23 protein-coding genes are annotated in these 23,940 nt (G+C 42.5%); 14 read left to right on the top strand and 9 right to left on the bottom strand.

Features of this window, described 5'->3' with window-relative positions; translation table 11 throughout:
- Positions 1 to 40 precede the first annotated feature (40 nt).
- The 3 genes from ACJVC5_RS18760 (at position 41) to ACJVC5_RS18750 (ending at position 3,398) form a co-directional block, all read left to right on the top strand.
- The gene (locus ACJVC5_RS18760; protein ID WP_408097079.1) at positions 41 to 1,360 is read left to right on the top strand and encodes a dihydrolipoamide acetyltransferase family protein; all 1,320 of its coding nucleotides are present in this window, start codon (positions 41 to 43) and stop codon (positions 1,358 to 1,360) included.
- A gap of 102 nt (positions 1,361 to 1,462) precedes the next feature.
- Positions 1,463 to 2,734, top strand: a complete 1,272-nt coding sequence (locus ACJVC5_RS18755; protein ID WP_408097078.1) for a sensor histidine kinase — start codon at positions 1,463 to 1,465, stop codon at positions 2,732 to 2,734.
- 79 nt (positions 2,735 to 2,813) lie between these two features.
- On the top strand, positions 2,814 to 3,398 hold the full coding sequence (locus ACJVC5_RS18750; RefSeq protein ID WP_408097077.1) for an outer membrane beta-barrel protein: 585 nt from the start codon (positions 2,814 to 2,816) through the stop codon (positions 3,396 to 3,398).
- Between the two features lie 37 nt (positions 3,399 to 3,435).
- Here ACJVC5_RS18750 and ACJVC5_RS18745 read toward each other — a convergent pair whose 3' ends face one another.
- The 4 genes from ACJVC5_RS18745 to ACJVC5_RS18730 all read right to left on the bottom strand — a co-directional run bounded on the left by ACJVC5_RS18745 (position 3,436) and on the right by ACJVC5_RS18730 (position 7,367).
- Positions 3,436 to 3,963 carry a hypothetical protein gene (locus tag ACJVC5_RS18745; protein WP_408097076.1) on the bottom strand — a complete coding sequence of 176 codons (528 nt, stop codon included), beginning with the start codon at positions 3,961 to 3,963 and terminating at the stop codon, positions 3,436 to 3,438.
- A 125-nt stretch (positions 3,964 to 4,088) separates the two neighbouring features.
- Positions 4,089 to 4,601: a hypothetical protein gene (locus tag ACJVC5_RS18740; protein ID WP_408097075.1), complete on the bottom strand. Its 513-nt coding sequence runs from the start codon at positions 4,599 to 4,601 to the stop codon at positions 4,089 to 4,091.
- Between the two features lie 97 nt (positions 4,602 to 4,698).
- Positions 4,699 to 5,877, bottom strand: a complete 1,179-nt coding sequence (locus tag ACJVC5_RS18735) for a lanthionine synthetase C family protein (RefSeq protein ID WP_408097074.1) — start codon at positions 5,875 to 5,877, stop codon at positions 4,699 to 4,701.
- A gap of 251 nt (positions 5,878 to 6,128) precedes the next feature.
- Positions 6,129 to 7,367, bottom strand: a complete 1,239-nt coding sequence (locus ACJVC5_RS18730; protein ID WP_408097073.1) for a replication-associated recombination protein A — start codon at positions 7,365 to 7,367, stop codon at positions 6,129 to 6,131.
- Positions 7,368 to 7,519: 152 nt separating this feature from the next.
- On the opposite strand from ACJVC5_RS18730, the gene rpsU reads away from it, so the two are divergent.
- Entirely contained in the window at positions 7,520 to 7,735 is a 216-nt protein-coding gene (rpsU, locus tag ACJVC5_RS18725) for a 30S ribosomal protein S21 (protein WP_321400206.1), read from the top strand.
- A gap of 39 nt (positions 7,736 to 7,774) precedes the next feature.
- On the opposite strand, the gene ACJVC5_RS18720 is transcribed toward rpsU, so the two are convergent.
- Positions 7,775 to 8,554: a hypothetical protein gene (locus tag ACJVC5_RS18720; protein ID WP_408097072.1), complete on the bottom strand. Its 780-nt coding sequence runs from the start codon at positions 8,552 to 8,554 to the stop codon at positions 7,775 to 7,777.
- Between the two features lie 14 nt (positions 8,555 to 8,568).
- Complete coding sequence (locus tag ACJVC5_RS18715; protein ID WP_408097071.1) at positions 8,569 to 8,964, bottom strand: hypothetical protein; 396 nt, start codon at positions 8,962 to 8,964, stop codon at positions 8,569 to 8,571.
- 326 nt (positions 8,965 to 9,290) lie between these two features.
- Between ACJVC5_RS18715 and ACJVC5_RS18710 the strand changes: the two genes are divergently transcribed.
- From ACJVC5_RS18710 to ACJVC5_RS18685, 6 genes are all read left to right on the top strand, one after another.
- Positions 9,291 to 10,310, top strand: a complete 1,020-nt coding sequence (locus tag ACJVC5_RS18710) for a 3-oxoacyl-[acyl-carrier-protein] synthase III C-terminal domain-containing protein (protein ID WP_408097070.1) — start codon at positions 9,291 to 9,293, stop codon at positions 10,308 to 10,310.
- Complete coding sequence (locus ACJVC5_RS18705) at positions 10,307 to 10,744, top strand: hypothetical protein (RefSeq protein ID WP_408097069.1); 438 nt, start codon at positions 10,307 to 10,309, stop codon at positions 10,742 to 10,744. Before ACJVC5_RS18710 ends, ACJVC5_RS18705 begins: the two co-directional genes overlap by 4 nt.
- Entirely contained in the window at positions 10,726 to 11,463 is a 738-nt protein-coding gene (ubiG, locus tag ACJVC5_RS18700) for a bifunctional 2-polyprenyl-6-hydroxyphenol methylase/3-demethylubiquinol 3-O-methyltransferase UbiG (RefSeq protein WP_408097068.1), read from the top strand. The genes ACJVC5_RS18705 and ubiG overlap by 19 nt, the downstream gene beginning before the upstream one ends.
- Positions 11,464 to 11,576: 113 nt before the next feature.
- Complete coding sequence (locus tag ACJVC5_RS18695) at positions 11,577 to 12,149, top strand: hypothetical protein (RefSeq protein WP_408097067.1); 573 nt, start codon at positions 11,577 to 11,579, stop codon at positions 12,147 to 12,149.
- A gap of 223 nt (positions 12,150 to 12,372) precedes the next feature.
- On the top strand, positions 12,373 to 13,665 hold the full coding sequence (locus tag ACJVC5_RS18690; RefSeq protein ID WP_408097066.1) for a hypothetical protein: 1,293 nt from the start codon (positions 12,373 to 12,375) through the stop codon (positions 13,663 to 13,665).
- A 102-nt stretch (positions 13,666 to 13,767) separates the two neighbouring features.
- The gene (locus tag ACJVC5_RS18685; protein ID WP_408097065.1) at positions 13,768 to 15,147 is read left to right on the top strand and encodes a hypothetical protein; all 1,380 of its coding nucleotides are present in this window, start codon (positions 13,768 to 13,770) and stop codon (positions 15,145 to 15,147) included.
- Positions 15,148 to 15,177: 30 nt separating this feature from the next.
- Here ACJVC5_RS18685 and ileS read toward each other — a convergent pair whose 3' ends face one another.
- Complete coding sequence (ileS, locus tag ACJVC5_RS18680) at positions 15,178 to 18,312, bottom strand: isoleucine--tRNA ligase (RefSeq protein WP_408097064.1); 3,135 nt, start codon at positions 18,310 to 18,312, stop codon at positions 15,178 to 15,180.
- 113 nt (positions 18,313 to 18,425) lie between these two features.
- Between ileS and ACJVC5_RS18675 the strand changes: the two genes are divergently transcribed.
- From ACJVC5_RS18675 to ACJVC5_RS18665, 3 genes are read left to right on the top strand one after another with little or no spacing between them, the layout of a single operon-like run.
- Positions 18,426 to 19,937 (top strand): hypothetical protein, encoded by a 1,512-nt coding sequence (locus ACJVC5_RS18675; protein ID WP_408097063.1) that lies wholly within the window; start codon positions 18,426 to 18,428, stop codon positions 19,935 to 19,937.
- Positions 19,924 to 20,559: a Maf family protein gene (locus ACJVC5_RS18670; protein WP_408097062.1), complete on the top strand. Its 636-nt coding sequence runs from the start codon at positions 19,924 to 19,926 to the stop codon at positions 20,557 to 20,559. Before ACJVC5_RS18675 ends, ACJVC5_RS18670 begins: the two co-directional genes overlap by 14 nt.
- Positions 20,541 to 20,969, top strand: coding sequence for a hypothetical protein (locus ACJVC5_RS18665; RefSeq protein WP_408097061.1), 429 nt, complete (start codon positions 20,541 to 20,543; stop codon positions 20,967 to 20,969). The genes ACJVC5_RS18670 and ACJVC5_RS18665 overlap by 19 nt, the downstream gene beginning before the upstream one ends.
- Here the strand turns inward: ACJVC5_RS18665 and ACJVC5_RS18660 are convergent.
- Positions 20,966 to 21,142 carry a hypothetical protein gene (locus tag ACJVC5_RS18660; RefSeq protein ID WP_408097060.1) on the bottom strand — a complete coding sequence of 59 codons (177 nt, stop codon included), beginning with the start codon at positions 21,140 to 21,142 and terminating at the stop codon, positions 20,966 to 20,968. The two genes, ACJVC5_RS18665 and ACJVC5_RS18660, sit on opposite strands and share 4 nt — an antisense overlap.
- Before the next feature lie 354 nt (positions 21,143 to 21,496).
- Here ACJVC5_RS18660 and ACJVC5_RS18655 point away from each other — a divergent pair, with 354 nt between their 5' ends.
- Positions 21,497 to 23,047, top strand: a complete 1,551-nt coding sequence (locus tag ACJVC5_RS18655; RefSeq protein ID WP_408097059.1) for a hypothetical protein — start codon at positions 21,497 to 21,499, stop codon at positions 23,045 to 23,047.
- Positions 23,048 to 23,269: 222 nt separating this feature from the next.
- Here the strand turns inward: ACJVC5_RS18655 and ACJVC5_RS18650 are convergent, their stop codons facing one another.
- On the bottom strand, positions 23,270 to 23,923 hold the full coding sequence (locus ACJVC5_RS18650) for an HAD family hydrolase (protein ID WP_408097058.1): 654 nt from the start codon (positions 23,921 to 23,923) through the stop codon (positions 23,270 to 23,272).
- Positions 23,924 to 23,940 lie beyond the last annotated feature (17 nt).

Raw genomic sequence — 23,940 nt, 5'->3', positions numbered from 1 at the left:
TATAAAGAATACGAATATACTCTCAAAGTGAGGAAATTTTATGGCTAAGGTTGAAGTAGTAATGCCCCAGATGGGCGAGTCGATCACGACTGGTACCATCACGAAGTGGCACAAGAATGTTGGCGAAGTAATTGAACTAGATGCAATCCTTCTAGAAATCTCTACAGATAAAGTTGAATCTGAGATTCCATCTCCGATTCACGGTAAAATTGTTGAACTTCTTTACCCAGAAGGTGCGACAGTTGATGTTGGTCGTCCTATCGCGATCATCGAAGACGATCTAAACGCTGCTGTTTCAGCTCCAGCTGCAAAACCAGCTGCTGCCGCTCCTGCTCCTGCTAAAACTGAAGCTGCTCCAGCTCAAGCCGCTGCCCCTGCAGCTGCACCAGCACCAGCTCCAGTTGAAGAAGAAGGTGGATTCCGCTTCTATACTCCGCTTGTTAAAGCGATGGCGAAAGATGCTGGTATCGCTCTTTCAGAACTTAAAAACATCTCAGGTTCAGGTGCTGGCGGACGTGTAAACAAGGCCGATCTTGAAGCTTATATCGCTAACCGTGGTTCAGCTAAGGCAGCTGCTCCGCAAGCTGCGGCCCCTTCAAAAGCGGCTGCTCCGGCCCCAACAGCTGCTCCATCTGGCGTATCTGAAACTCGTCCATCTGGCCGTGTTGAGATCGTTGCTATGGACAACATGAGAAAGGCCATTGCTAAGAACATGGTTGCTTCTAAGCAAACTTCTCCACACGTTAACTCTATCGACGAAATCGATATGACGAACCTTGTGAAAGCTCGTAACAAAATTAAAGACGAATTCAAGAAGCGCGAAGGTATCAACCTTACGTTCTCTCACTTCGTTCTTTACGCTATCGTTCAGGCGCTTAAAGAGCATCCTCTTGTGAACGCTTCAATCGAAGGCGATAACATCGTTATCAAGAAAGACATCCACCTTGGATGTGCAGTTGCAGTTCCAGGTAACGGTCTAGTTGTTCCTGTCATCAAGAATGCTGGTGACCTAAACCTTACTGGCATCGCTCGTCAGCTTGATATCCTTGCTAACAAAGCTCGTACGAAAAAACTTACTATGGACGACCTTTCTGGTGGTACATACACATTCACTAACAACGGTTCATTCGGAACTCTTATCGCTACTCCAGTAATTCTTCAGCCTCAGGTTGGTATCTTCTGTACTGGCGTGATCAAGAAGCGCGTAATGGTTATGGAAGACGATGCAATCGCAATTCGTCACATGATGTACGGTACGCACACTTACGATCACCGTCTAATTGATGGTGAGCTAGGTTCTAAATTCCTTGCAAGTGTGAAGCATCACCTTGAAACAATGAATCCTGAAAACCTAATCTAGTTTTATAGGGCCCTCTCACGAGGGCCCTTTTTTTATACCTTAATATTTTATTCATTTCTTCATAATTCACTTTCATAGTGCTATAGGATTTGTTCAATTTTTATGAGCAAATTAAAGGCATGCTTTCTCAAAGCACTATCAATCGGTGTTCATCCGGGTTTGGATGAAGGGAAGAAGTTTGCCATTCAAGTCGCCACGTTAGACGCATACTGGACGGTTGTTGCTTTTGTCTTTTATATTCTTCACACCTATAAAGCGGGCCAGATCACTTTATGTTACTTCTTCATTGGCAGTACTCTGGCAATTTTTTTGGGAATTTGGTTTATTCGTAAACATCACTACGACATTGCCCGGCCCCTAATTCATCAAGTGGGACTTTATGCTATTTTCGTCTCAGCTGATGCACTAGGGCCGGAGTCTGGTCTTGAGTATTATTACTTCACCAGCGTACTCGTTCCTCATATCACATTCTCATTAGAAGAATTATGGAAGGGCGCCATTCTATCTGCCACGGCCTGCATTTTACTGGTGACTCAACATATTCTGGGAACGGGACTTTTGTTTTCTGGTATGGTTCCCGACCCGAATGAAAAACTGATTGCTATCTGTTTTGTGATGCTGTTTACCCTGAGTGTTCTGACTGTCGCCCGCTGGCGACTTCTTTATGCCCAAAAAGAAATCACCAAACAGCAAAATGAACTCATCCATTCTTCCAATTTAGTCGCTTTGGGAGAGATGACGGGTGGGATTGCTCATGAGATTAATAATCCACTTCAGTCGTTAACATTGCAGATAACTGTTTTGAAGGACAAATTAAAAGGCCAAGAAGTCGAAGAGCATTTGAACTCTATTGATGAGACCGTCTTTAAGATGGGAAAAATGGTTCAGGGTCTCAAGGACCTTTCCCGTAATGATAGTCAGGACCCTCCTGAGTCCTTTCCTTTTTCAAAAGTACTCGATGATGTTGTTGCGATTTCAACTGAACGATTAACTCATTTAGATATTATGCTTTCAGTTCAGGGTGATACTTCTCATGTTGTAAGAGGACATTCTGTTCAGATCTCACAGGTCCTTCTGAATCTCCTGAATAATTCTACCGACGCCATTCAGGGGCTTCCTGATCGTTGGATTTGGATCAATGTTCAAAAGAAGAGCTCTTTCCTTCAAGTTAGTGTTGTTGATTCTGGAAGAGGGATCAAGGATGAAATCGCTGCGAAAATGATGAATCCATTTTTCACAACGAAAGAACCAAGTAAGGGAACGGGGCTTGGTCTTAGTATTTCAAAAAGCATTATTGAAAGAAATAATGGAAGCTTGTTCTATGATCCTGCTCATTTTAACACGAGGTTTGTGATTCTCCTTCCACTGGTCTAATAAAAATTAAGTTGATCAAAATTCAGAACGTGATGAAATAAAATTCATATTATTATTTCTTTGTTAAGAAAGGATTAACATGCGTTCATTGTTATTTGCTGCTGTTCTTTTATGTTCTAGTTCTGTTTTCGCTCTAGAGAATAAAATTTCTCTTGGTGGTGGTGTCCATGCGAACTTTGTTGATACCGATTTGGATTTAGGTGAATCGGTAAATGAAGAAGTCAGTGGAACCCTGGTATTTGGTCCAAAGGCCACGATTAAGCTAAATGATTACTGGGGAATCCGTACTGGTGCTTTCATTCAAGAAAAGGCCGCAGGCTTTGAAATTAAAGAATCTGGTCTTAAAGGTGAGATTCATATCAAAGTTATTTCAGCAGCGGTGCCTGTTAATCTTCAGTATCAATTCAATGATAACTTCGCCGTTTTTGGTGGTTATAGCGCTGACTTCAAAATCAATGACTATTGTACAGTAGATGGTGACTTCGATACTTGCTCTCTTGAAAAAGAGGCGAAGTCATTTGTAAGTAATGCCACTCTTGGGATGTCAATTACTCCGGCCAAACTATGGGACATCGACATTAGTTATCAGCACGGTCTTAACGATTTCTTTTATAAGACTAAAGTTCATACTTTAACTTTCATGGCATTTTACAATTTTCAGTAAAGAAGAAAGGGCCCAGTCTGATCTGGGCCCCTTTTTGTTAGTGACGAATAGGGCGATTGTGTTCGGATTTCTCTCGATGGTCGTCGATGAATTCCCGAATAACACGCATAATTCCTTTTTGCGATTTCTTACGTCTCCACCAGTCAATTGCACCACCAGCAAGTGCCAATGCCAAAATGGTATTCAAGACGTGATCGTGTTTTCCTAGTTCATGAACTCTAGGGATGATTCGAATTAAATCCGGGTCCGGTTTCTCATAGCCGACTGCTGGCATCCCTGGTGTACCAAAGACCCATCCTGCAATGGCATGAAGACCATAGAAAATAGCAAAGCCCAGACAACAAACAAAGGCATCTCGACTATTATTGTTGTAACCATAATAAAGTAATAATGCTCCTGAGGCCGCAATGATGGTGCTATAGGGAGCACCCAAGTGAAGCCCTGCAAATGACTGATTAAGAAGCCCGGCCAGTCCGAGAATACACAAGAGAACACCCACGATCATACTTATAATCTGAGTAGAGTGTTTTTCTTCCGGTCTTCTTTTTAGCTCTTGTTGTCCCATAAGGATCCTCCTTAGAGTTGTCTCTTAAGGATGCAAAAGGGAGACCAGTGTGTAGTGAAATTTAAAGGGGAAACAAAAACGGGGCATGTCAGAATGCCCCGTATTGAAGTGAGTTACTTAATTAATTATTGCTTTTGATAAATACACTTTGATTGCAGGCTTGTGCCGTCCTCATTTTCGCCCGCTTCAGAGAGTGAGCTGGAAAAGAACTCGTCAGTGATTGAACCGTCGTTATTAAGTGTAAGACGGTTGATATAAGGTCCAAGTTTAATCGGGCCCATGATTGTTACACTAGTTACTGTTTCAGTTTGTGTGATGACGTTACCTTCAATTTCAGTTCTAATTTTTGTGCGATCAATTGAAGAGAATATGCCGTGACCAGCAGATTCCTTTTCTGTTTTAGTTTCTGTACCTTTACAGAATTCATGAACGATTTTCTGACCATTTTCTTTGATGGTGATTTGAGTGATGCCCTTACATTTTTTGTTCAGCTTAATTTCCATTGTGCCTTCACATCGAAAACTCTGCTCAGATCTTTGTGCCTCATATTTACCTACGAAGTCTTCAAACTTTGCGTCTTTCGCATGAGCGACTGAAACAAGTGATAAACCTAGTACCATAAGAGATAAGATCTTCATGTGGAACTCCTGATGTAATTTTCCTTATTGTATCAGGCCATGAGGCGAGCTGGGTGCCTCAGGAAAGGATTACAAGGGGTGTAAAAAGATTAGACAGTTAAATCACGTCTAACATTGGAGTGAAAAATCTCCCAGTTGTACAAGCCTGTAAAAACAGAACTGCACCAATATCACCGGTCCAAAGTGAGTAGCGTGGTTGCTTGTAAGTTTCTCGGTCTTCTTCAATTTGTTTTAGAGTGGCCATTGCCAATGTACGCGCTCTTTGAAGCCATATTTCATCTCCAGTTCTTTCGAAAAGCTTTAATAAGGCGGCTCCACTTCCACTAGTTCCATGACAAAGATTGGCCCCTTTTTTAAGAGGGCCCGCCTTCCAAATGAGATTGCCGGCCTTAATCATGAGTTCATCAAATTTTGAATCGATACCAATTGGGAGTAGGGTCGCAAGCTGCATGACAACTCCTGTGGCCCCATGACACCAATGAACCAGTGGCTCCTTATTATTATTTGAGTAAAGGATGGGCCAGTTGACCTCAGTTTCATTTTCTAGAGCGGTTCGTTTTAAAAGAGAGATGGCGTATTCACGGATGCTTTGGAGGTCCGTTTTATTCATGTGGATGGAGGCACGCAATAGAGAGAAGATATTTCCGACTGCCCCATGGGCTGCACCAATGTAAATGCTAGATTGGCCCACATAATTCTGGGTCCAGATAGGAAGTTTTAATGAGTCATTGTCGTTTCGTGCCCCTAAGACCTTGGGTATGAGGAGACAAATCCTCTCTGGAGAACTTTCTTTATTCATTTCCCAAAGAAGTTGAGCCGCAATTAAAGCACCGGGTGCACCGGCCATCATTTCATTGGTCTCAACATTTTGAAGTGAATCCAGATCATGACATAAGTTTTTGAGGTTTTTTTCAGATGGTTGAGTGGCCTGAATGGCGAGCCGAATCCCTGTCTTCCCAAAAAAGTATGAAACATCATCCGGTTCAGGATGTTGCTGGATTCTGCTCTCGAAAATCTCAATCGGATTGAAAGAAAGTTTTGTTTTTGTCTTTTGGCCCCAGTGCTGAAGTCCCCATGCGACGCCTTCAACTCCATAATACATAGTTGAGAGCGGTTGGGAAAAGTCATTCGTATCGAGTGGATGAGGAGGTAACGGTGATGAAGTTGCCAATAGCTTTTCGGCCTCATTCATTATGCTAGAAGAAAAATCCATCACCTGGTCCGCGTTCCAAGGGACTGAAGTAATTTCAGTATGGCGTTCTTTTGAGTAAAGCATGTTGATCTCTCATAGGTACTTAGCTATTAGCACCAAAAATTACCTTCTTCAGGTCGTACTTTATTTTACTCACAGTGACTCAAATTCATTAAGTTCAATTATTTAGTTTTAAAAAAATTGTCTGTCTGTTTGCAGAAGGAGAGTGACCTGAAGGCTTCCATGACCCCCGATGATGGGGGCCTTTTACCAAAAAGGATTGTTATGGAAGACATAACTGACGAGGTTTAGGGAGGAAGTGACCGAATTTACTGTTAACGTTTTGTTATGTGCTTCCAGTTCTCAACCATCATCTTTTCTGAACCATTGGTGCCTGGTTTGTAGAACTGGACATTGGCCTCTTTTGGAAGATAGCGCTGCTCGGTCCAGTTACCTGGATAAGCATGAGGGTACTTATAGTTTTTCTTCTCTGGAGACACATTTGAAAGATGTCCCGGAACTTCGATCGTAGGATTTTCCTGAACGAAACCAAGGGCCGCATCGACTGCCTTATAAGCAGAATTCGACTTAGGAGAGAGGGCCATAAAAGTTGTGGCATGAGCAAGAGTGATACGAGCTTCTGGCATCCCAATGTGTTTTACCACATAGTGAGCATTGGCCGTTACTTGTAGCGCTTGAGAATTCGCCAGACCCACATCTTCACTAGCAAGAATCATTAAGCGTCTCGCGATAAATTCTGGATCTTCACCACCATCAAGCATAATAGCGAGATAGAGAAGGGCCGCATCCGGATCAGAACCACGGATAGATTTAATGAAGGCCGAAATCACATCATAGTGACGGTTGGCATTTCGATCATATTGGCGAGCATGTTCAAAGAGTTCTTTTAAAACATGTTCTTTGTTTTCTAATTCTTTTTCATTAAAGGCGGCCAAACGCGCTAGCTGATTAAGAGCAAAACGAGCGTCACCATTTGAAAGCTTGGCCAGATCTTCTACATAGTCTTGAAGCTCAGGACGTTTTAGATCTTCTACACCTCGACTAAGAATATTAGTCAGGTCATCAACTTGAAGTTGTTTCAATTCAATAAGTGAAACACGAGAGATGAGGGCCTTGTTTAAACTCGTATGAGGATACTCCGTGGTGGCACCAATGAATAAGAAATCACCATTCTCCAGATAAGGAAGAAGAGCGTCCTGTTGAGACTTATTAAAGCGATGAATCTCGTCGATAAAAAGAATGCTTTCTTTTCCAAACTCACGACGACGATCGAGCATTTCTTGAATGATTCGTTTGAGCTCCGGAATCCCACTGGTCACGGCACTAAAAACCGTGAGATCGCGGCCGATCTGGGCCGAGATAATATTGGCCAGGGTGGTTTTACCAGTGCCCGGTGGGCCCCAGAAAATCACATGGCGGGGATGGGAGACCAATTTCTCTAATTGAGGACGGATTTTTGCCTGACCGAAGAAATCTTCCAGTGTTTTTGGACGTAATTTAGCGGCCAAAGGCTGCTCATGAGAGGAATTGAGGTCAAAAGCATCTAATTGCATGGTTCTTTCTATCAAATAAATTACATGTTGCACAGTGTCTTTGATTGACGTATGTGGCCGAAAGGGTTATCTTTTTGCTCGGGTCGGAAGCGACTCTTTGAAAAAAAGCTGTTTCGGCTTTCCAGTGTCATGCAGAAGGGGGTGTAATGAGCATGTCTACAATTTCAATTACAATTGATGACAGATTTCCAGCGGAAAAAGCGATTAAAAAGTTTAAGCGTCTTTGTGATGCTTACGGAATCGTGAAGGAATATCGCGCTCGTTCAGAGTACAAAAAGCCTTCTGTTAAGATGAAAGAAAAGCTAGAGAACGCTGATAAGCGTCGTCGTAAGACTGACGTTCGCGGTCGTACTCGTTCTAAGTACTAATCTTAAAAAAGAAGCCCTCGAAAGAGGGCTTTTTTATTTCTAGAAGTAGTATCTAAGTAAACTATTCCATCTATTGTGAATCACCGCTAAGTAAGGTCCCATCCCATCCGGTGTTTTCTTATTTCTCTTGGTGAGATTCATATTCAAGAGATTAATCGCAAAATTCAACGAGTTCACATTCCTGTTCAAAAACTCATAGTTCTTGCCCTTCGAAATCTGAAGCTGAATCGGCTGAACGAAGTTTGTATAAAAATGCCTGAAGTCCACTTTGTAAGTAAACGGAATGAACTCCACTAGAGCGAGCGAAAGATAGGTATTCAGCTCATCCAGTTGCTTAATCACATAATAAGTTTCGCGCTTCTGTGGAATCGCTGCCGTTTCCAGGAAAGAGGCATTGTCCAGATAACCCTTAATGTTCTCCAGTTCTAAGTCAAACTGATTGACCAAACGAAGACCTGAAACTGAACTCAAGTGAATCGAATGGGACATTTTCATTTGATCTTGGAGTTTGAGTGAGAGACCACGGATGGTTTGAAGTTTTTGGCGAATGGATTTTATACTCGTGGCACACTTTTTTGATAGAACGCGGGGACAGTCGGCCAGCATATGTTCTTTATCAGAAGTAAGAGTGTCCATTTCTTGAATGAGAGGAACGATTTCTTTCGGAAAATCTGGAAAGAGAGTGATCATCTGATAGAAGTCACCCAGGATCCCATTTAGAACTGGTCGTACGTGGGCCTGAAATGTTTCAGGGCCCAAAGTTTTTTGGGCAAAGACAGGTGTGGAAAAAATCAGCATCAATACAAGACAGAATCGCATGCTCCCATTATGCCCTAGAGAGAATTTTGCCACAAGCTGGGAAGATGCTTGAAGAAGCTTGGAGCATCTTTTTTGTGAATAAAAGTGAGATTAGGATCCTGATTTTCAATTCGAGTCCCTAAGAGAGGCATCTCAGAAGTGTAGCAAATAAGTTTCTTTTCTCTTAAGACCTGAGGTGACTTTAAAAGTGCCATGAAAAGATAGACCCCGCCACCAGTGGTGGAGAAGATGAGTTCCTGATCTTTTTCATGGGCCAGACGTTCTATAAAGTTCTGAGCAATTCGTTCAAACTCAGCACAGTTAAAATAGTGACCACGTAAAAGAATTTTTCGATGGTTGAGTGTGAGATATTTTTTTTCATGATCAGGAAGATTTAGATGATCAAACTCTCTGATTAAGAGTTCCTCCATAGAGAAATTTTCCGAGACCTTAAGTTCAGAATGAAAGTAAGGATGGCTTCCTGAGGGGTCGTCCTTTATAACCGTGAGTTTGAAAAAATCTTTCCAATCCACAATTCACTCCTTGAATTACTAAGGTTTTCTCGACGCTCTCTCTAAAAAAATTTAAAAAGCTGATTTTGGTTAAATTTTAGACAGTTCTCCTAACCCTGTTATTGAGGGGGGATGTGTCGTTAAGCCTTCGAGAAAACATGTTAAATTTCCTTATGGGAAAGAACTTCTTTATCCATTCTTTTGCGTCCGTGTTACCGGAACATCATCTACCCCAAAAAAGAATTGTGGATTGGACATTGGAGTCCCATGCCCGTTCTGCGGATGATCCATCTCCAAAATTCAAAGACCGCTTGAGGCACTTTACTCTTACAGAATCTCATATACGTGAGCGCTACTTTGATTGCGGAGAAGTGGATTTTGAATGGGAGCGCCATCAGATTTATCAAATCAACTCGGGCTCTCCGAACGGAGCGAGTATTGAAGAAAGAAATCATTACTTCGGAAAAAAGGTCCAACGAGTCTTTGAAGGGCTTTATCAGACACATGTTCCTCATCACTTGATCCATGTTACTTGTACTGGATATGTTTCTCCGAGTCCTCCCCAGATCTATTTTAGTCATAAAGAATCATCACCTAATATCACTCATGCTTATCATATGGGTTGTTATGCTTCATTGCCGGCGGTGAGAATGGCAGGGGCCTTATCTCATGATCATGAGAACGTGGATGTTGTTCATACAGAGATGTGCAGTCTTCATCTCGATGCCTCTCTTCATACTCCCGAGCAAATGGTGGTTCAGACATTATTTGCGGATGGGCATATTAAATATTCTATTTCAGAGAATAAAATTGGCCCATCATTGAAGGTCCTGGGAATCCTGGAAAAACTTCTCCCTGAAAGTTTAAATGATATGACTTGGGTTCCTGGTTCAAATGGCATGATGATGACTCTCTCAAAAGAAGTTCCTTTTAAAATCAGGGACGCCATCCCGGGATTCGTCTCTAGCTTATGTAAAAAGGCCGGAGTGAATACCCACGAAGTTTTAAAGAACGGTATTTTTGCGATTCATCCTGGTGGACCAAAGATCATTGAGGCGGTCCAGAAGAAACTTGAACTTAGTGAAGAGCAGGTTGAAAAAAGTAAGAAGGTCTTGTTTGAGCGTGGGAATATGTCATCAGCAACTTTGCCTCACGTGTGGAAGGAGATCTTAGATTCGAAACCAGCAAATGGACGAAAAGTGTTGAGCTTGGCCTTCGGGCCAGGACTCACGATCTTTGGCTCGGTTTTTGAGGTGAATTTATGAGGATCTTGTATGTGCCGTTTCTTATTCAGGGCCTACTTATGGTCATTGATGAAAAAATGCACTACCAAAGAGGGCTTGGGATTTGGGAGAGATTAGGACATCCGCTTGATACTTTTACGATATTTGTTCCGCTTTCATTCATCGCAATTAAAGATTTCTCTCATGAAAATCTCACAGTCTATGTCATCCTCGCGGTCTTTTCGTGCTTGTTTATTACGAAAGATGAATTTGTTCATGCGAGAGAGTGTAATGGATTTGAAAACTGGCTCCATTCACTTCTTTTTATTCTTCATCCTTTAATCTTTATGTGCTCGGGCATTATCTGGATCAATTATCCGGAGGATCAATTTATTTGTTATCAACCGCTGGTGGTTGGGTTCTTTATGCTTTATCAAATTTTGCGCTGGAGTATCCCATGGAAGCAAGCGAAGTAAATAATTCTTTCTATGAGACCTATGGGGATCGTTGGTACACGGCCTATGATGATCCGATTGCGCTTCTGCGAGCAGAAAATAAAGTGAAGTTTCCCTGGATCGTTCAGCATTTAAATACTCATCTCGCGGCCGATGCGAAGGTGTTAGATATTGGTTGTGGAGGAGGATTTTTAAGTAATGAACTGGCCCGGGTCGGATTCAGAGTTACTGGAGTTGATCTTTCTCGGGAGAGTTTAAAAGTCGCTGAGGCCTATGATGCAACTCACTCGGTGAAATACGAAGTGGCAGATGCTTTTCATCTTCCTTACCCGGATAACAGTTTTGATGCTGTGACGGCCATGGACTTTTTGGAGCATGTGGAACATCCAGATAAGGTCATTAAAGAGTTTGCGCGCGTTCTAAGGCCCGGAGGTCTGTTCTTTTTTCACACGTTCAATCGCAACCCTTTGAGCTGGCTCGTGGTGATTAAATTTGTGGAGTGGTTGGTTAAGAACACCCCAAAAAACATGCATGTGTTAAGGCTTTTTATCAGACCCCAAGAACTAGAAAAGTTCTGTCATTCTGCGGGGATGAGAGTGTTGCAAATGACAGGATTGCGGCCCGTTTTTTCCTCAATAAGTCTCAAATCTTTATTCACCGGAGTTGTTCCGGAGAAGATGCGGTTCACTCTTACTGGTAGCAGAATGATATCATATTTAGGAGTGGCGATGAAACGTTAGTGCCAGTGTGACACCTAAAAATTAGCAAATAATTACATCGCATTTTCCATCTTTTCATTGGTTCTCCCAAATTATATTTCTTGTTGTACGAAACAATCCAGGGAGGATTTCACATGAAGCTACTATCAGTATTGCTATCTCTATGCCTGACTTTTAATGTGCTCGCTGCCAGCGGAACCGTAGGTGAACTTGAACGTCAGCTCGATGAATATCAGTATACGATGACAGTAGAGTGGGACCAAAAAGACCAGGCCTTCCAGGAAAGAGAAACAAAGGCCTTCTTTGAAAAAATCAGTGCCGCCATTGCCAGTGGCGAAGCTTCAAAAGAATCCATCCTTGCCCTCGCTGAAAGTAAAATGAAAAACCACAAGGCCCTGGAGGCCCTTAAACTAAAAATGACTCTTTTAGGACAAGCAAATTCGTCTGCAGAATTGGCGACTCTTTTAAGGGAGAATTCAAAAGAGTTTTACGGCCAAGGTGCTAGTTGGAACGGTAACGTAGAGATGGTTCTCATTGGTGCAGGTGTGATTGCCCTGATTGGTTACTTGGTTTGGTGGAGCGCAAATCACGAGTGTGTTGAATGGGAAGAGCAGTGGGAGTGTAACTCTACTTACAGCGAATACTACCAGACAACGACAACGACTTGCGGTTGGGAAGATGTTTGTACTGATTACAGAAAAATCTAACCACACATGAGCGTTTAAGAAATCTTATTGCAGGGCCAGTCTTAGGCCCTGCTGCTTTATTCTCATATAAAGATAACACTCATCAATTTTTCCCCAAGTCACTCTTAAGAATCCCACTGTTTATACTCTCTACATAGTAAGTAAAACTGTTACAGGGCCCTCTCACTTCGATATGAAAAGTCTTTATCCTAAGGGCAAGTAAAACCCCAACAGGATAAAAACTATGCTGATTAAAAATTCTCTTATCGCTTCTTCCTTGTTACTTGCCTCAACGATTTCGTTTGCTGGCCCTGATTTAAATGTTCAGGAGTGTAATTACAGAGGTGGGATCTACACTAATGGTGTTTGTATCAATGCTTCTGTTTCAGGTCACGTTGCTGGTGTATTAGGTAATGACTTCCGCCGTGGTGGAGGAAATGAAACCTCAATGGGCGATTCTGTCTTTCAGTTTGATGGCCAGCTATCTAAGGATCTTGATCTTGAACATCTGAAAGTGATCTTTATCGATGTCAGTGTCATTCCAAAAGAAGAAGTGCTTCATTATCAGGAGAAAGGTGAGCAAAACTTTCATAATACTGACCGCTTCAGGGCCGATGGTATGGCGGATCGCCCTTGGCTCTTGGCCAAGATCGGTGCGGGCATTGAGCTGACTGACTCTCAGGACTTGACTCTACTAGCAGGTAGTTTTGAGACCAATGGTTTAAATCCTCTTCCGGGAAAACCGAGCCGATACTATATGACCGCTCCTTATGGACTCATTGTTCGTTACGATAAAGGTATTCAGGCGAATTACGAACTTAAAGATGAATTAGACCGGATTATCCTGGCCTCATTTAGCGTGATTGATGGTGATGGGATTAAAGGTCAGAGTAGTGTGACACCTTCCGATTCACGGGCAAATTCTTATCCCTCATATGCAGGGACAGTCGAGCTTCATGTCGCTAATGGGCTTAAAAGAGTTTTTGAAAATCTCTCACCATATTTAGAACGTCATGATCTTTATGTTGGTGTTACCGGTAGTAGCGGAGAGACAGGAAGTTTTGCAGGAGAAAAACGCAGCCAGGACGATATGACGGCCTATCTGGGTTACTTACTCAAAACCGGCAAAGGGGACGCCGAGATTCGTGTTTTCCAATCAACCTTCGTGAGAAACCAGATCAATAACGGAAATGGTCGCCACGCGCCTCAGGTTGAATCCGGTGCTTATGGAGTAGAAGTTGCTTTCAGAGGTTTTGAGACGAAGTCCTGTGACTGGGAAGTGTATGGTAACAAACATTACTTTGAGACCAATGACCTGGGACCGGATGGTGAATTTACCTGGGGTGATGTGAGAAGTGTTGATGGCTGGACAGCGGGTATTAGCTGTATGAATTTCAAGCGAATTTCAAATCTCAATATCGGTGCTGAGTATGGAATGGTTAATAAATATAACGAGAAAGAAGAACTAACGGCCGGCCGACAGTTTAGTCTGGTGTTCAATTATAAATGGGGCACAAAAAATATGAAGAAAAAATAGAATGAAAGGGCCCTCACGGGCCCTTTTTTTAAGTTTGCCAAAAGGTAAAGAGTTTTACTTGTATAGCCGATAAGTTGTTTCAATCTGTGAAGAGGGGACTACATGGGATGCTCTAAGATTTTTGGGAGTACGTTCGTCTTAATTTTTCTTCTTACCTTTTCCTTTCATTCTTTTTCATCAAGCACTTTAAATATCTATCTTTCACCCAAAGGTGTTGATACTCAGGATGGTCTTTCGGCCGCTAAAGCTGTTTTAACACTCAAGCGCGCTCATGAGTTGGTCGCCGCTCATTTCAAGAAATCTCCATCGAATGTTAATATCCAGTTGGCCCCAGGAGTTTACTATAACCAAACAGTCACCTGGACCGCGACTCATCCTCTTTATCAAATTAGGATTTACTCGACCTCTGCCACCAACAAGGCCGTCTTTGATGGTCGAAGTAGTTCGACAGCGAGTCTGGCGAATCAACGTTCATTCTTTATCCTGAAGGGGACTAATGGTAAGGCCACAAATTTAAGCTTTGAATATCTGGCGATTCGTTATTATGCAGAAGCGATTAGTTTCAATGGTAATCGTGATGACGAAAAAGCGGGGTTCAATAGTAACAATAAGATCCTCTATTGTTTGTTTGATAAAATTGGAAGTAAGTATCACGTTGATAAGAGCTTACCGGCCTATGCTGTCGTACGATTTGTTAACTCACGAAAAAATGAAGTGAAGGGGAACGTCTTCAGTAATGTTGAGAATTATTCTCGACCTGAACTTTTACATTCGGTTTATGTGGCACATTTATCTCATGAAAATACGTTTGAAGGAAATAGCTTTCGAAAACAACCTGGTGATCCTCTGAGGATCCGTGACTATAGTAACTTTAATGTGATTACAAAAAATGAATTCGATTCTGCCGGTGCCTATGCCTATTCAGAGTGGTACTGTGAGGCCTCAGAGAGTTCTGATTGCACTAAAAAAGTTCCGGAATGCCCTTCGTGGGGCTCGAAAATGTACTCAAACGTTTATCGAGGTAGTGGGTTGTTCCATTACTATGTTCGGCCAAACTTTCAAAATTCAAATTCCGCCTGTAAAACCAAAGCTCCTGCCAATGCGGACAACAGACGTCTTAGAACTTCTTCAAATGTAACGACGAATGAATATGTTGTTCAGTCAATTCAAAGCAACAAAGGGTACTATGGGGTGTGTCCTTCTAGAGGCCACTGTGTAAGCGCTTCAGGATCATGCTATATGGACGGTGGCGGAACTGCAAATCACATTTGTATCAACTCCAACTGGACTCTCAGAAGCGAATTCAAAGCGCCTCTTAAAACGAGTAAGGGATATCTCGTCCAATCTCTTCTCAACAGCAGGTATATTTCAGGATACTGCCCGCGCTCGACTGATTGTATTTCGACAGGTGGTGTTTGCTACGTTAACGCGGGTGGGACGGCCAATCATCTTTGTCAGAATAATAACTGGAAGAGTCGGTAAAAAAAGGGGACCCGAAGGTCCCCTTAGGAATTAAGCTTTTTTAGCAGAAACTTCAAAAGTGTCTTCATCAATTTCGTGAACGACAGCTCCCGGAATCTTAGAGTCAGAAACAGCACCTTTCACCATCAGCGTCTCAGACGAGATATAGTTCTGGTACTTGTTAAAGACTTTCGCGAGTTCAGCATTACAGTGAACAGTCACTTCGATTCTGTCTGCCACGTTGAAGTTTGAGTCCTTACGTGTCTTCTGAATACGGTTAACCATTTCACGAGCAAGACCTTCATCAATCAGATCCTGGTCAAGTGTGCACTCAAGATCAATAGTGATGAAACGGTTTGTAACCGCTTGTGTGCCGGCCTTAGGAGCGCGGAAAACGAGGATTTCGTTTGAATCAAAATCGACGTTATTCAGAGTTACTTTACCACCAGCTTCGATCTTTTGAACGTCTGCAGATGGAAGTTTTTCGATAAGTGCCTTGAAAGCACCCATTTCTTTACCAAGCTTCTTACCAAGTACTGGAAGATTTGGCTTGGCCGAAAGAACAACGAAATCCGCTTCATTTGTCATGTACTCAATGTTTTTCACGTTAAGCTCGATCTTGATGTACTCCTCAAGCTTCTTCATTTCATCCAGAAGTGATTTGTCTTGGTGAACAACTTTAAGAGTCTTAAGTGGAGTTTTAACTTTCACACCTTCAGTCACACGCTTCTGGCGTCCCAGGAGGATCACCTGTTGCATGCGATCAACTGCAGTCTCAAGAGTCGAGTTGATAAGACCTGTTTGCTCCTCAGGGTATGAAAGAAGGTGAACTGATTCTTCAGTCTTACCACCAAACGTTTTAAGTTCCTGGTAGATGTAGTCAGCTAGGAACGGAGTGAATGGTGCCATCAAACGAGATACAGTTTCTAGGGCCGTATAAAGTGTTGTGTAAGCTGCGTTTTTGTCAGCAGTCATACCTTCTTCCCAGAAACGGCGACGATTCAGACGGATGTACCAGTTTGTTAGATCTTCAATGAAGTTAAAAAGCTCAGGAACTACGTTATAAAGGCGGTAGTTCTGCATCTCGTGGTTCACGTTCTTAACAAGAGTTTGTTGTTTTGAAAGAAGCCACTTATCAAGGATATTGTCAGAAGCTTTAGCGGCAGTTTCAACTTTCCAGCCATCAACTGAAGCGTAAGTAGAGAAGAACTTGAAAGAGTTAAACCATGGTAGAAGCACACGTCTTACCATCTCTTTAACACCTTCGTCTGTGAAACGAAGTTCTTCTGCACGAACGAGCCCTGAGTTAATGAGGAACAGACGAAGTGCGTCCGCACCGAATGTCTCCATCAGTTCATCAGGTGGGGTGTAGTTACGAAGACGCTTACTCATCTTCTTGCCGTCTTTCGCAAGAACGAGACCGTTGACGATTACGTTTTTGAAAGCGGGCTTATCAAATAGAGCAGAAGATAAAACTGTAAGTGTATAGAACCAACCACGAGTTTGATCGAGACCTTCAGCGATGAATTCCGCAGGGAAGCCATCTTTGAACACGTCTTTATTTTCAAATGGATAGTGAAGCTGAGCGTATGGCATTGAACCAGACTCGAACCAGCAGTCTAGAACTTCAGGGATACGCTTATAAGTGCCTTCTTCACCAGAAACTGTGAAGTCCAGATCATCAACGTACTCACGGTGAAGATCTGTTACATCTTTGCCGGTGTATTTTTTAAGATCAGCAATTGACCCCATACAGATGGCGTTGCCAGTCTTATCGTTGATCCAGATCGGAAGCGGAGTTCCCCATACACGTGTACGAGAGATCGCCCAATCACGAGCGTTTTCAAGCCACTTACCGAAACGACCTTCTTTGATGTTCTCAGGAACCCAAGTGATCTCAGAGTTTGCTTTAAGCATTTTTTCTTTGATCTTCTCAACTGCAAGATACCACTGTGGCATAGCACGATACATCAGCGGAGTATCTGTGCGGTAACACATCGGATAGCTGTGCACGAGAGTTGATTGAACAAAAAGTTGTCCACGATCTTTAAGATTTTTGATGATCTCTTTATCAGCATCTTTAAAGTACATGCCGGCGTAGTCTTTAACAGATGAGTCGAACTGACCTGAAGCATTCATCGGAACGATCACTTCAGTAAGGCCCGCTTCTTTCATCACACGGTTATCGTCTTCACCAAAGCCTGGGGCCTGGTGAACGATACCTGTACCATCAGTTGTTGTTACATAATCATCAGCAAGAATCACAAAGTAACCATCGTTCGCAAGATTTGCGAAGTATGGGAACAGTGGCTCGTATTTTTTACCTTTAAGGTCGGCGCCCTTATAAGTTTCAACTTCTTCGTATTTGAAGTTTTTCTTGTAAGCTTCAAGACGGGCCTTCGCCATGATGATGAAGATGTTCTTATCAAGATCTTTAACTTTTACGTATTCAATCTCTGGATTCACGGCAAGTGACAAGTTACTTGGAAGTGTCCAAGGAGTTGTTGTCCAGATAGCGAAGTATGTATTGGCATCGTCTTTTGAACGAACCAATACTGTCACCGCAGGATCCTGGATGTCTTGATAGTTTTGGCCGGCCTCAAAGTTAGAAAGAGCTGTTTGAAGAGCAGGCGAGTAAGGAACGATCTTGTTACCTTGGTAGATCAGACCCTTGTCCCAGATTTCTTTGAAGACCCACCACACTGATTCCATGAAGGGCAGGTCCATCGTTTTGTAATCGTTTTGGAAATCTACCCAACGGCCAAGACGGCCAATGGTTTTTTCCCATTCGTTTACATAACGATCCACGATTCCACGACATTCATCGTTGTATTTTTTTACACCGTGAAGGGCAACGTAGTCGGATGCTGATGTATTAAATTTCTTGTCGATTTCTTGCTCAATGGGAAGACCGTGACAGTCCCAACCGAAACGACGATCAACGTAGAAACCTTTCATCGTAAAGTAACGAGGAACCACGTCTTTCAACGTTGAGGCAACGATGTGACCGTGGTGAGGTAGACCAGTTGCAAATGGAGGACCATCGTAAAAAATATAGTTTTTCCCTTTCTTCGTTTTCTCGAGGGATTTTTTGAAAATCTGTTTCTCCTGCCAGAACTTCAGAATCTTTTTCTCGGCCTCGGAAAAAGAAAAATTCTCGGTCTGTGGGGCAGTTTCGCGTTCCATAGCGGGGATCTCCAATCGGAAAGAGGAAAATATGAACCATCACTCTATCAGAAAAGGCCCTTATCGTAAATTTTCATGACTGATTTCCGAGGAGAAAGTCATAGGAAAATCATATGAAAAAACTGTTTTGGTCGGCTTTCGCCATGAGTCTAATTCTTTCTTCCACGGGAGTTTGGTCCCAAGGGGAGCCAGTGGACGAGTTTTTGGGTCTTGAAAATGAGATTCTCCCAGAACTTAAAGGTGAGCAGCGCTTCACTTCTCCAGGTCTTCACCAGAAGGAAGACTGGAAGGTAGAACCTCAAAAAGTCGAAGCCGATGTCTCTGAACCGGCCAAAGGTCAGGGGTATTCCATCATTCCTTGGTCCACCCAAGATCCCGAGGAATGGATGGACATCACAAAATGGGTCATCGAACGTGAGGTCAAAGACGTCACTCCGGATTGGAAGCTTAGAGTCCGCCAAGCCGAGCATAAAGAGTTGGTAGGAAAAATTCTTCAGTGTAAGGGCAGTTGTTCAGTATTCCGCGGAAGTAATAGTGCCAAGGTTCAGCACCTTTCCCGTCTTCTGGAAGGAGATGAACTTAACACGGATAAAGACTCTGTGGCCTGGGTCTACATGATGGATGGAACACTCATGCGCCTGGGGCCAGGCACGTCTGTTTCCATTCAAGAAATTAACTTCGGTAAAGGTGAGATTTTTATCCTGACTCGTTTAAACCGTGGTCACATTTACTGGAATCCAAGAGCGAAAGGGGAGATTCCTACAGAGTTTTCTCCAGAGACGGATTCTTTGAGTCTTCCTCTTTTGGTGAGAGAAGCGAATCAGGAATTTTTTGAGCGAGAGATCTATAAATCTCAAAACGATAATCAGCATCTGGCAGAAATCATGGAGTTGGATGATAACGCCATCAAAGCGCAAATGAAGTCGCTGAACGAATTAAAAGCTCAGAACGGGGACATCTCCCTCCAGACTCGTTTTATGGTGGTGGCCCCGAACTCAACTCTTGTGACAAAAAATGTGAACTTTGATTTTACCTACCAGCCAGGTGGTAAGGCCTACTTTAAAAAACGCAAAACAGTTGAAGGCGAAGAGTTCTCTCTTCATCTTCGTGGCTACTCTTTGACTCAACCAGTTCCTATTTCAGAGGAAGATTGGCATGAAGTGGAAGTAAACGGACGCTCTTTTCAGGCCATGAAAGATGCTCCAGGTACGCTGCAGATTTTAGAACTACTGACTAAACGAATTAAGAGCATTGAACTGGCCCGAGAAATTTGGGTCAAGAGTTTTACTCTGCCAATAATGAGTGCAGTGAACGAACCTGAAAAACTCGCCATCGACCACGGTTATACACGTTGGGGTGATGAACTAGAGAGACGTTTTCAATTTTTAGTTGAGTACACTCGTCGTATTGAAACCACCAACTTGCGCTCTTTAGAAAACCTTCTAACGAAGCTTGAGAATAATGGAGAAAAGGTGGAGCGAGATCTTACTGAGAATCAGTACCGTGTAAGCTTAAATCACTATCTTTTGGGCCTAAAGTCCCGGTATGATCATAAAAAAATGCGGGTAAGAGAAATGAATGATCTGCATTACTACGTCTGGATTCTAAGAAATGGTAAATTCTAAATTTAAATTAGTTCTTGCGAGCGCTTCACCTAGAAGAAAAGAATTAATCGGTCACCTGAAAGTGCCTTATGAAATTCTGGCCCTCAATGTGCCGGAAGAGTCAAACGCCACAGACCCGGTGAAATTCTCTGCAGAAATTGCGGCGTTAAAAGGCGAAGCAGTTTTTAATCAGCTTCGTTCAAAATCAGGGGACAATCTGTTTGTTGTTTCTGCGGACACGATTGTTTGTCTTAATGGAAAGATCTATGGAAAGCCCAAAGATCGCGCGGAAGCAAAGCAGTTTCTAAGCGAATTAGGTGGCCGTTCTCATTCCGTTTTTACCGCAGTATCAGTAAGGATTTTATACAACGGTAAGGTAGATGGTTTTTCCTTTGTGGAAGAATCAAAGGTGACCTTCAATTCCATTTCAAATGAGTTAATGGAGAGATATCTTGATACGGGTGATTCTCTGGACAAGGCCGGGGCCTATGGTATCCAAGGTCCTTCACTTACTTTTATTTCAAAGGTCGATGGAGACTATGCCAACGTGGTGGGGTTCCCATTAAGTCGCTTTGTGGTTGAGAGTGAAAAGTTTCTAAAATCAAAAATTCCTCATGAGGGTTCATGGCTAGATCTATTCTAATTCTTGTACTTAGTTTTTCTTTTACGGCCCACGCTGATCTATTTGACTTCGGCGGTGATAAAGAACGTGAGAGTCGCATCCCGACTTTGATTGAGAAACTCAAGGCCCTGGAGATGAAAGCGGATCCTTCATATGATGATGCTTTCAATCAGCATGTAAAAGCGATTGAAAACGCAGTAGAGGAGGAGAAGCTCTATTGTTCAGGTGAGGCCCCTGACAGTCAGGGAAAGACACTTCCTGCCGCCCAGAAACAGCTTTGCATGAGAGAGCTTAAAAAGAACTATGTAGAAGCAACGGACACAATTTTTGACTTAAAAAAGAAATATCTGGGAATTATCCACAAGAAGCAGATTGATAAGCTAAGCGAAATTCAGAGCAAGCTCAAGTCAGACATCGAAAAGAACTTTTAGTTTCTTTCCGACATCTCTTCTGGCTTAACAATCATAGTTGCTACACCAGTTTTAGGCTTAAGGCTTCTTACGGCCACCATTGAACGCATAGGACGAAGACTTTTTGGCTTCGATTTTGGGTTCAACTTGTCCAAATTTACGAAATGAGTAGGAACGTTTTCTTTCGTTTTCATAAAAACCTCTGGTTTAAAGTGCATTTAGTTTTCTGCTTAAACCGTCGGCCGTCAAACGAAAGTCGAGGGGTTAAGCGGTACGGATCAAATGATCACTGTCCAACACGCTTCTCCTGTTGAAGTAATCTATCGAACTTGTCGGTCATCATTCATCTTCCCTTGAGGGCAATTTTGTATGGGACCGTCGTATAGGACCATTATAGCACCAGAGGGAAAAAGATGGCCAAAGCAGGGAATTTTTTCCAATTAGCATATAAATAAATGTGGTTTTGGAGGATTACCTAAAGGGGGACTGGAGAGTTTTCCCTACTTGCTTCTAGTACCCTTTACCCTCATTATTATTAGTTATATCCGATGGTTAAGTATATTTTTACCTCATTTGTAGTTCTTACGACGGGTCTCATGGCCCAGGCAAAAGTGGATCGAATCCACTCTGAGAGCTATTTGGGTGAAAAACGCCTCGATTCGTACTCAGAACGCTATCAGCCTTTGATTTTTCAGGACATTTATCAAGGGAAGATGTCATTCGAGGATGAGGTCTTCTTTCAGAATTTCTTCAGTTCTTACTTATTTCAGAATGAGAAGGATTTTTCTTTCTTCCTTCGTTCAGAACTGAATGGAGGACTGTCTTGTTCTAATGAACTTCTTTCAAAGCATTTCGATGAAATTCATTATTCATACCGCTTAATCACTTTGAGTTATTTGCTCGAAGGTGCTTGGCACATGAAACTGGCATCGGATCATTTCAAGCTTAAAAATGGTTGTGCTTTTAATTTGAGTGCTTGGGCCAAAACCTGTCGTCCGAAGTCTTCTGATATGAAGAGTTTTGTGAGTCGATTAGAAAAATTTTCGCCCAAGTATGATGAGACTCTTCCAGTGACTTATAAAAAAGAAGACTGGATGAAGGAATTTAAGAAGAATGATTTTAAGTGGTATTCCCACTACCGCATGAATGTAGAGTGTAAGGGAAAGTGTAGTGACGAAGAGATCGCTTCTCGCTTTCAAAAAGTTTGCGAGGCCGATCAGAAATTGATGACTCTTCTTTGCTCAGAGGAAGATGAGGTCTATGGTCTTTCAACTAACCGTGATGCTTATTTCCTGATTGGACAATCCAACATCATAAATACCTATAACAAGCAGGGTGAGGCCATGGGTTGTCTTCGCCGCTTCTCAGAGGTGATGGCCCATAAAGAAGTACGCTACGAGGTCTTGAATCAATTGTTTCCGTCGCTGCAAACTTTTCTTCGTCAAAAATATCAAGAACGATTTCTTCAAGGACGCGTGTTCTTCTATGGAGCAGGTAAAGAGTTTGAAGAAAAAGGTCTGACGGATGTTTATGTAAAAGAGCAGCCGTTTAAGATTGAAAAACTTCCTACAGTGGCAGTTGAGCCTGAGGCGCCGAAAGTCGCAAAAGTTCCGGAAGTAAAACCGGAAGTTAAAGTTGAACCAAAGGTAGAGCCAGTTCGGCCGAAACCTGTGGTTCAGGAAATTCGTAAACCGGTGAAGAGTGCCTTTCTATTGGCCGCAGAAGTTCGTTCCGCCCAGAATCTTGATCAGGTGGAAGTGGATATGTTGAAACTTAAATACGATTATGTTTTTAGTCTCAATATGATTAACACTCTCTCTGAACGCCTTAAGACTTTCATGACCCGTGATGCTCTGGCCGAGATGATGGCCTACGATAAGCTTGGCTCAAAAGAGGGACCGGTTCCTCTGATGTTTTTGAAGTACATGATTGATATGCAGGAACACCACGGTCTCTGGAACATTATTTCTGTTCTGGGAGACAAGTTCTATGTTTCAAATGAAATTGATTCCGATTTCACTCCGGCCCCTGAAATGGTTCAACTGGTGAACAATCAGTCCACAGGGAATCAATGGCAGCTCTATATCATTAAGCCTTAATTCATTCTCGAAATTTCTTCCTTCACATTTCTTGCATACGCCCCTAATAGTTGAAAAGGGCAAAGGGCACATGTTCAAAGATAGATGAGTATTCTTCACTATTAGGAATGAAAAATGCTCTCGGAATAGTCCAAAAGTTTGCACAAATGGGAAGAATGACCTTAACAATAGGGAGAATAGACGATTGGAACTCGGATTTAATAAGTAGTTACTTATTAAAAATCAGTACCACCCAACTTTTATCACATGGGCGCCAGAAGTAATGGCCGCTTCAAGACCCACGTTTGAATCTTCGAAAATAATAATTTCCGATTTATCAAAGCGCGATTCTTTCATGGCCTTAAGATATGGCCATGGATCAGGTTTGTGTGTAGGGCAATCGTCACGAGTCAGAATGAGATTAAAGAAGTCACGGATCTTCGCTATTTTTAAAAGCTCTTCCGTTACTACTTTTTCACTCGAAGTCACGAGGGCCATATAAATTCCTTCTGCTTTGGCCTCATTTAAAAGTGAGAGAATAGCTGGTGGAAAATATTTAGCGGGATCAACTTTCGCGAGAATTTCAATGAGATTTGCGTTTTTTTGATGAATGAAATCGGCCGCGGTCCAATCCTTTGGAACACCTTCCCAGTCCTTGATGATATCAAAAACTAAGTGGTCAGCTTTTCCCATCATAAGCTCATGAACGGTTTCAGGAGAGTATGGTGGACGGATTTTGTACCTCTGCCCAATCATAAACATCGCCTCAGCATGATAGGATTCAGTGTTAAAGAGCGTACCATCCATGTCAAAAAAGAGCGCCTTAAGGCCCGGATAACCCTGTTTTAGCTCAAAAAGACTAGGAACTTTTGGAAATGTGATTGGCGATGGTTTCATAAAGAGAGTGTACCGGT

This window comes from Peredibacter sp. HCB2-198 (genome assembly GCF_045999315.1).
Classification (GTDB): domain Bacteria; phylum Bdellovibrionota; class Bacteriovoracia; order Bacteriovoracales; family Bacteriovoracaceae; genus Peredibacter.
Note: the sequence above shows the minus strand (reverse complement) of the source record. Positions and strands in the feature narration are given on the sequence as shown.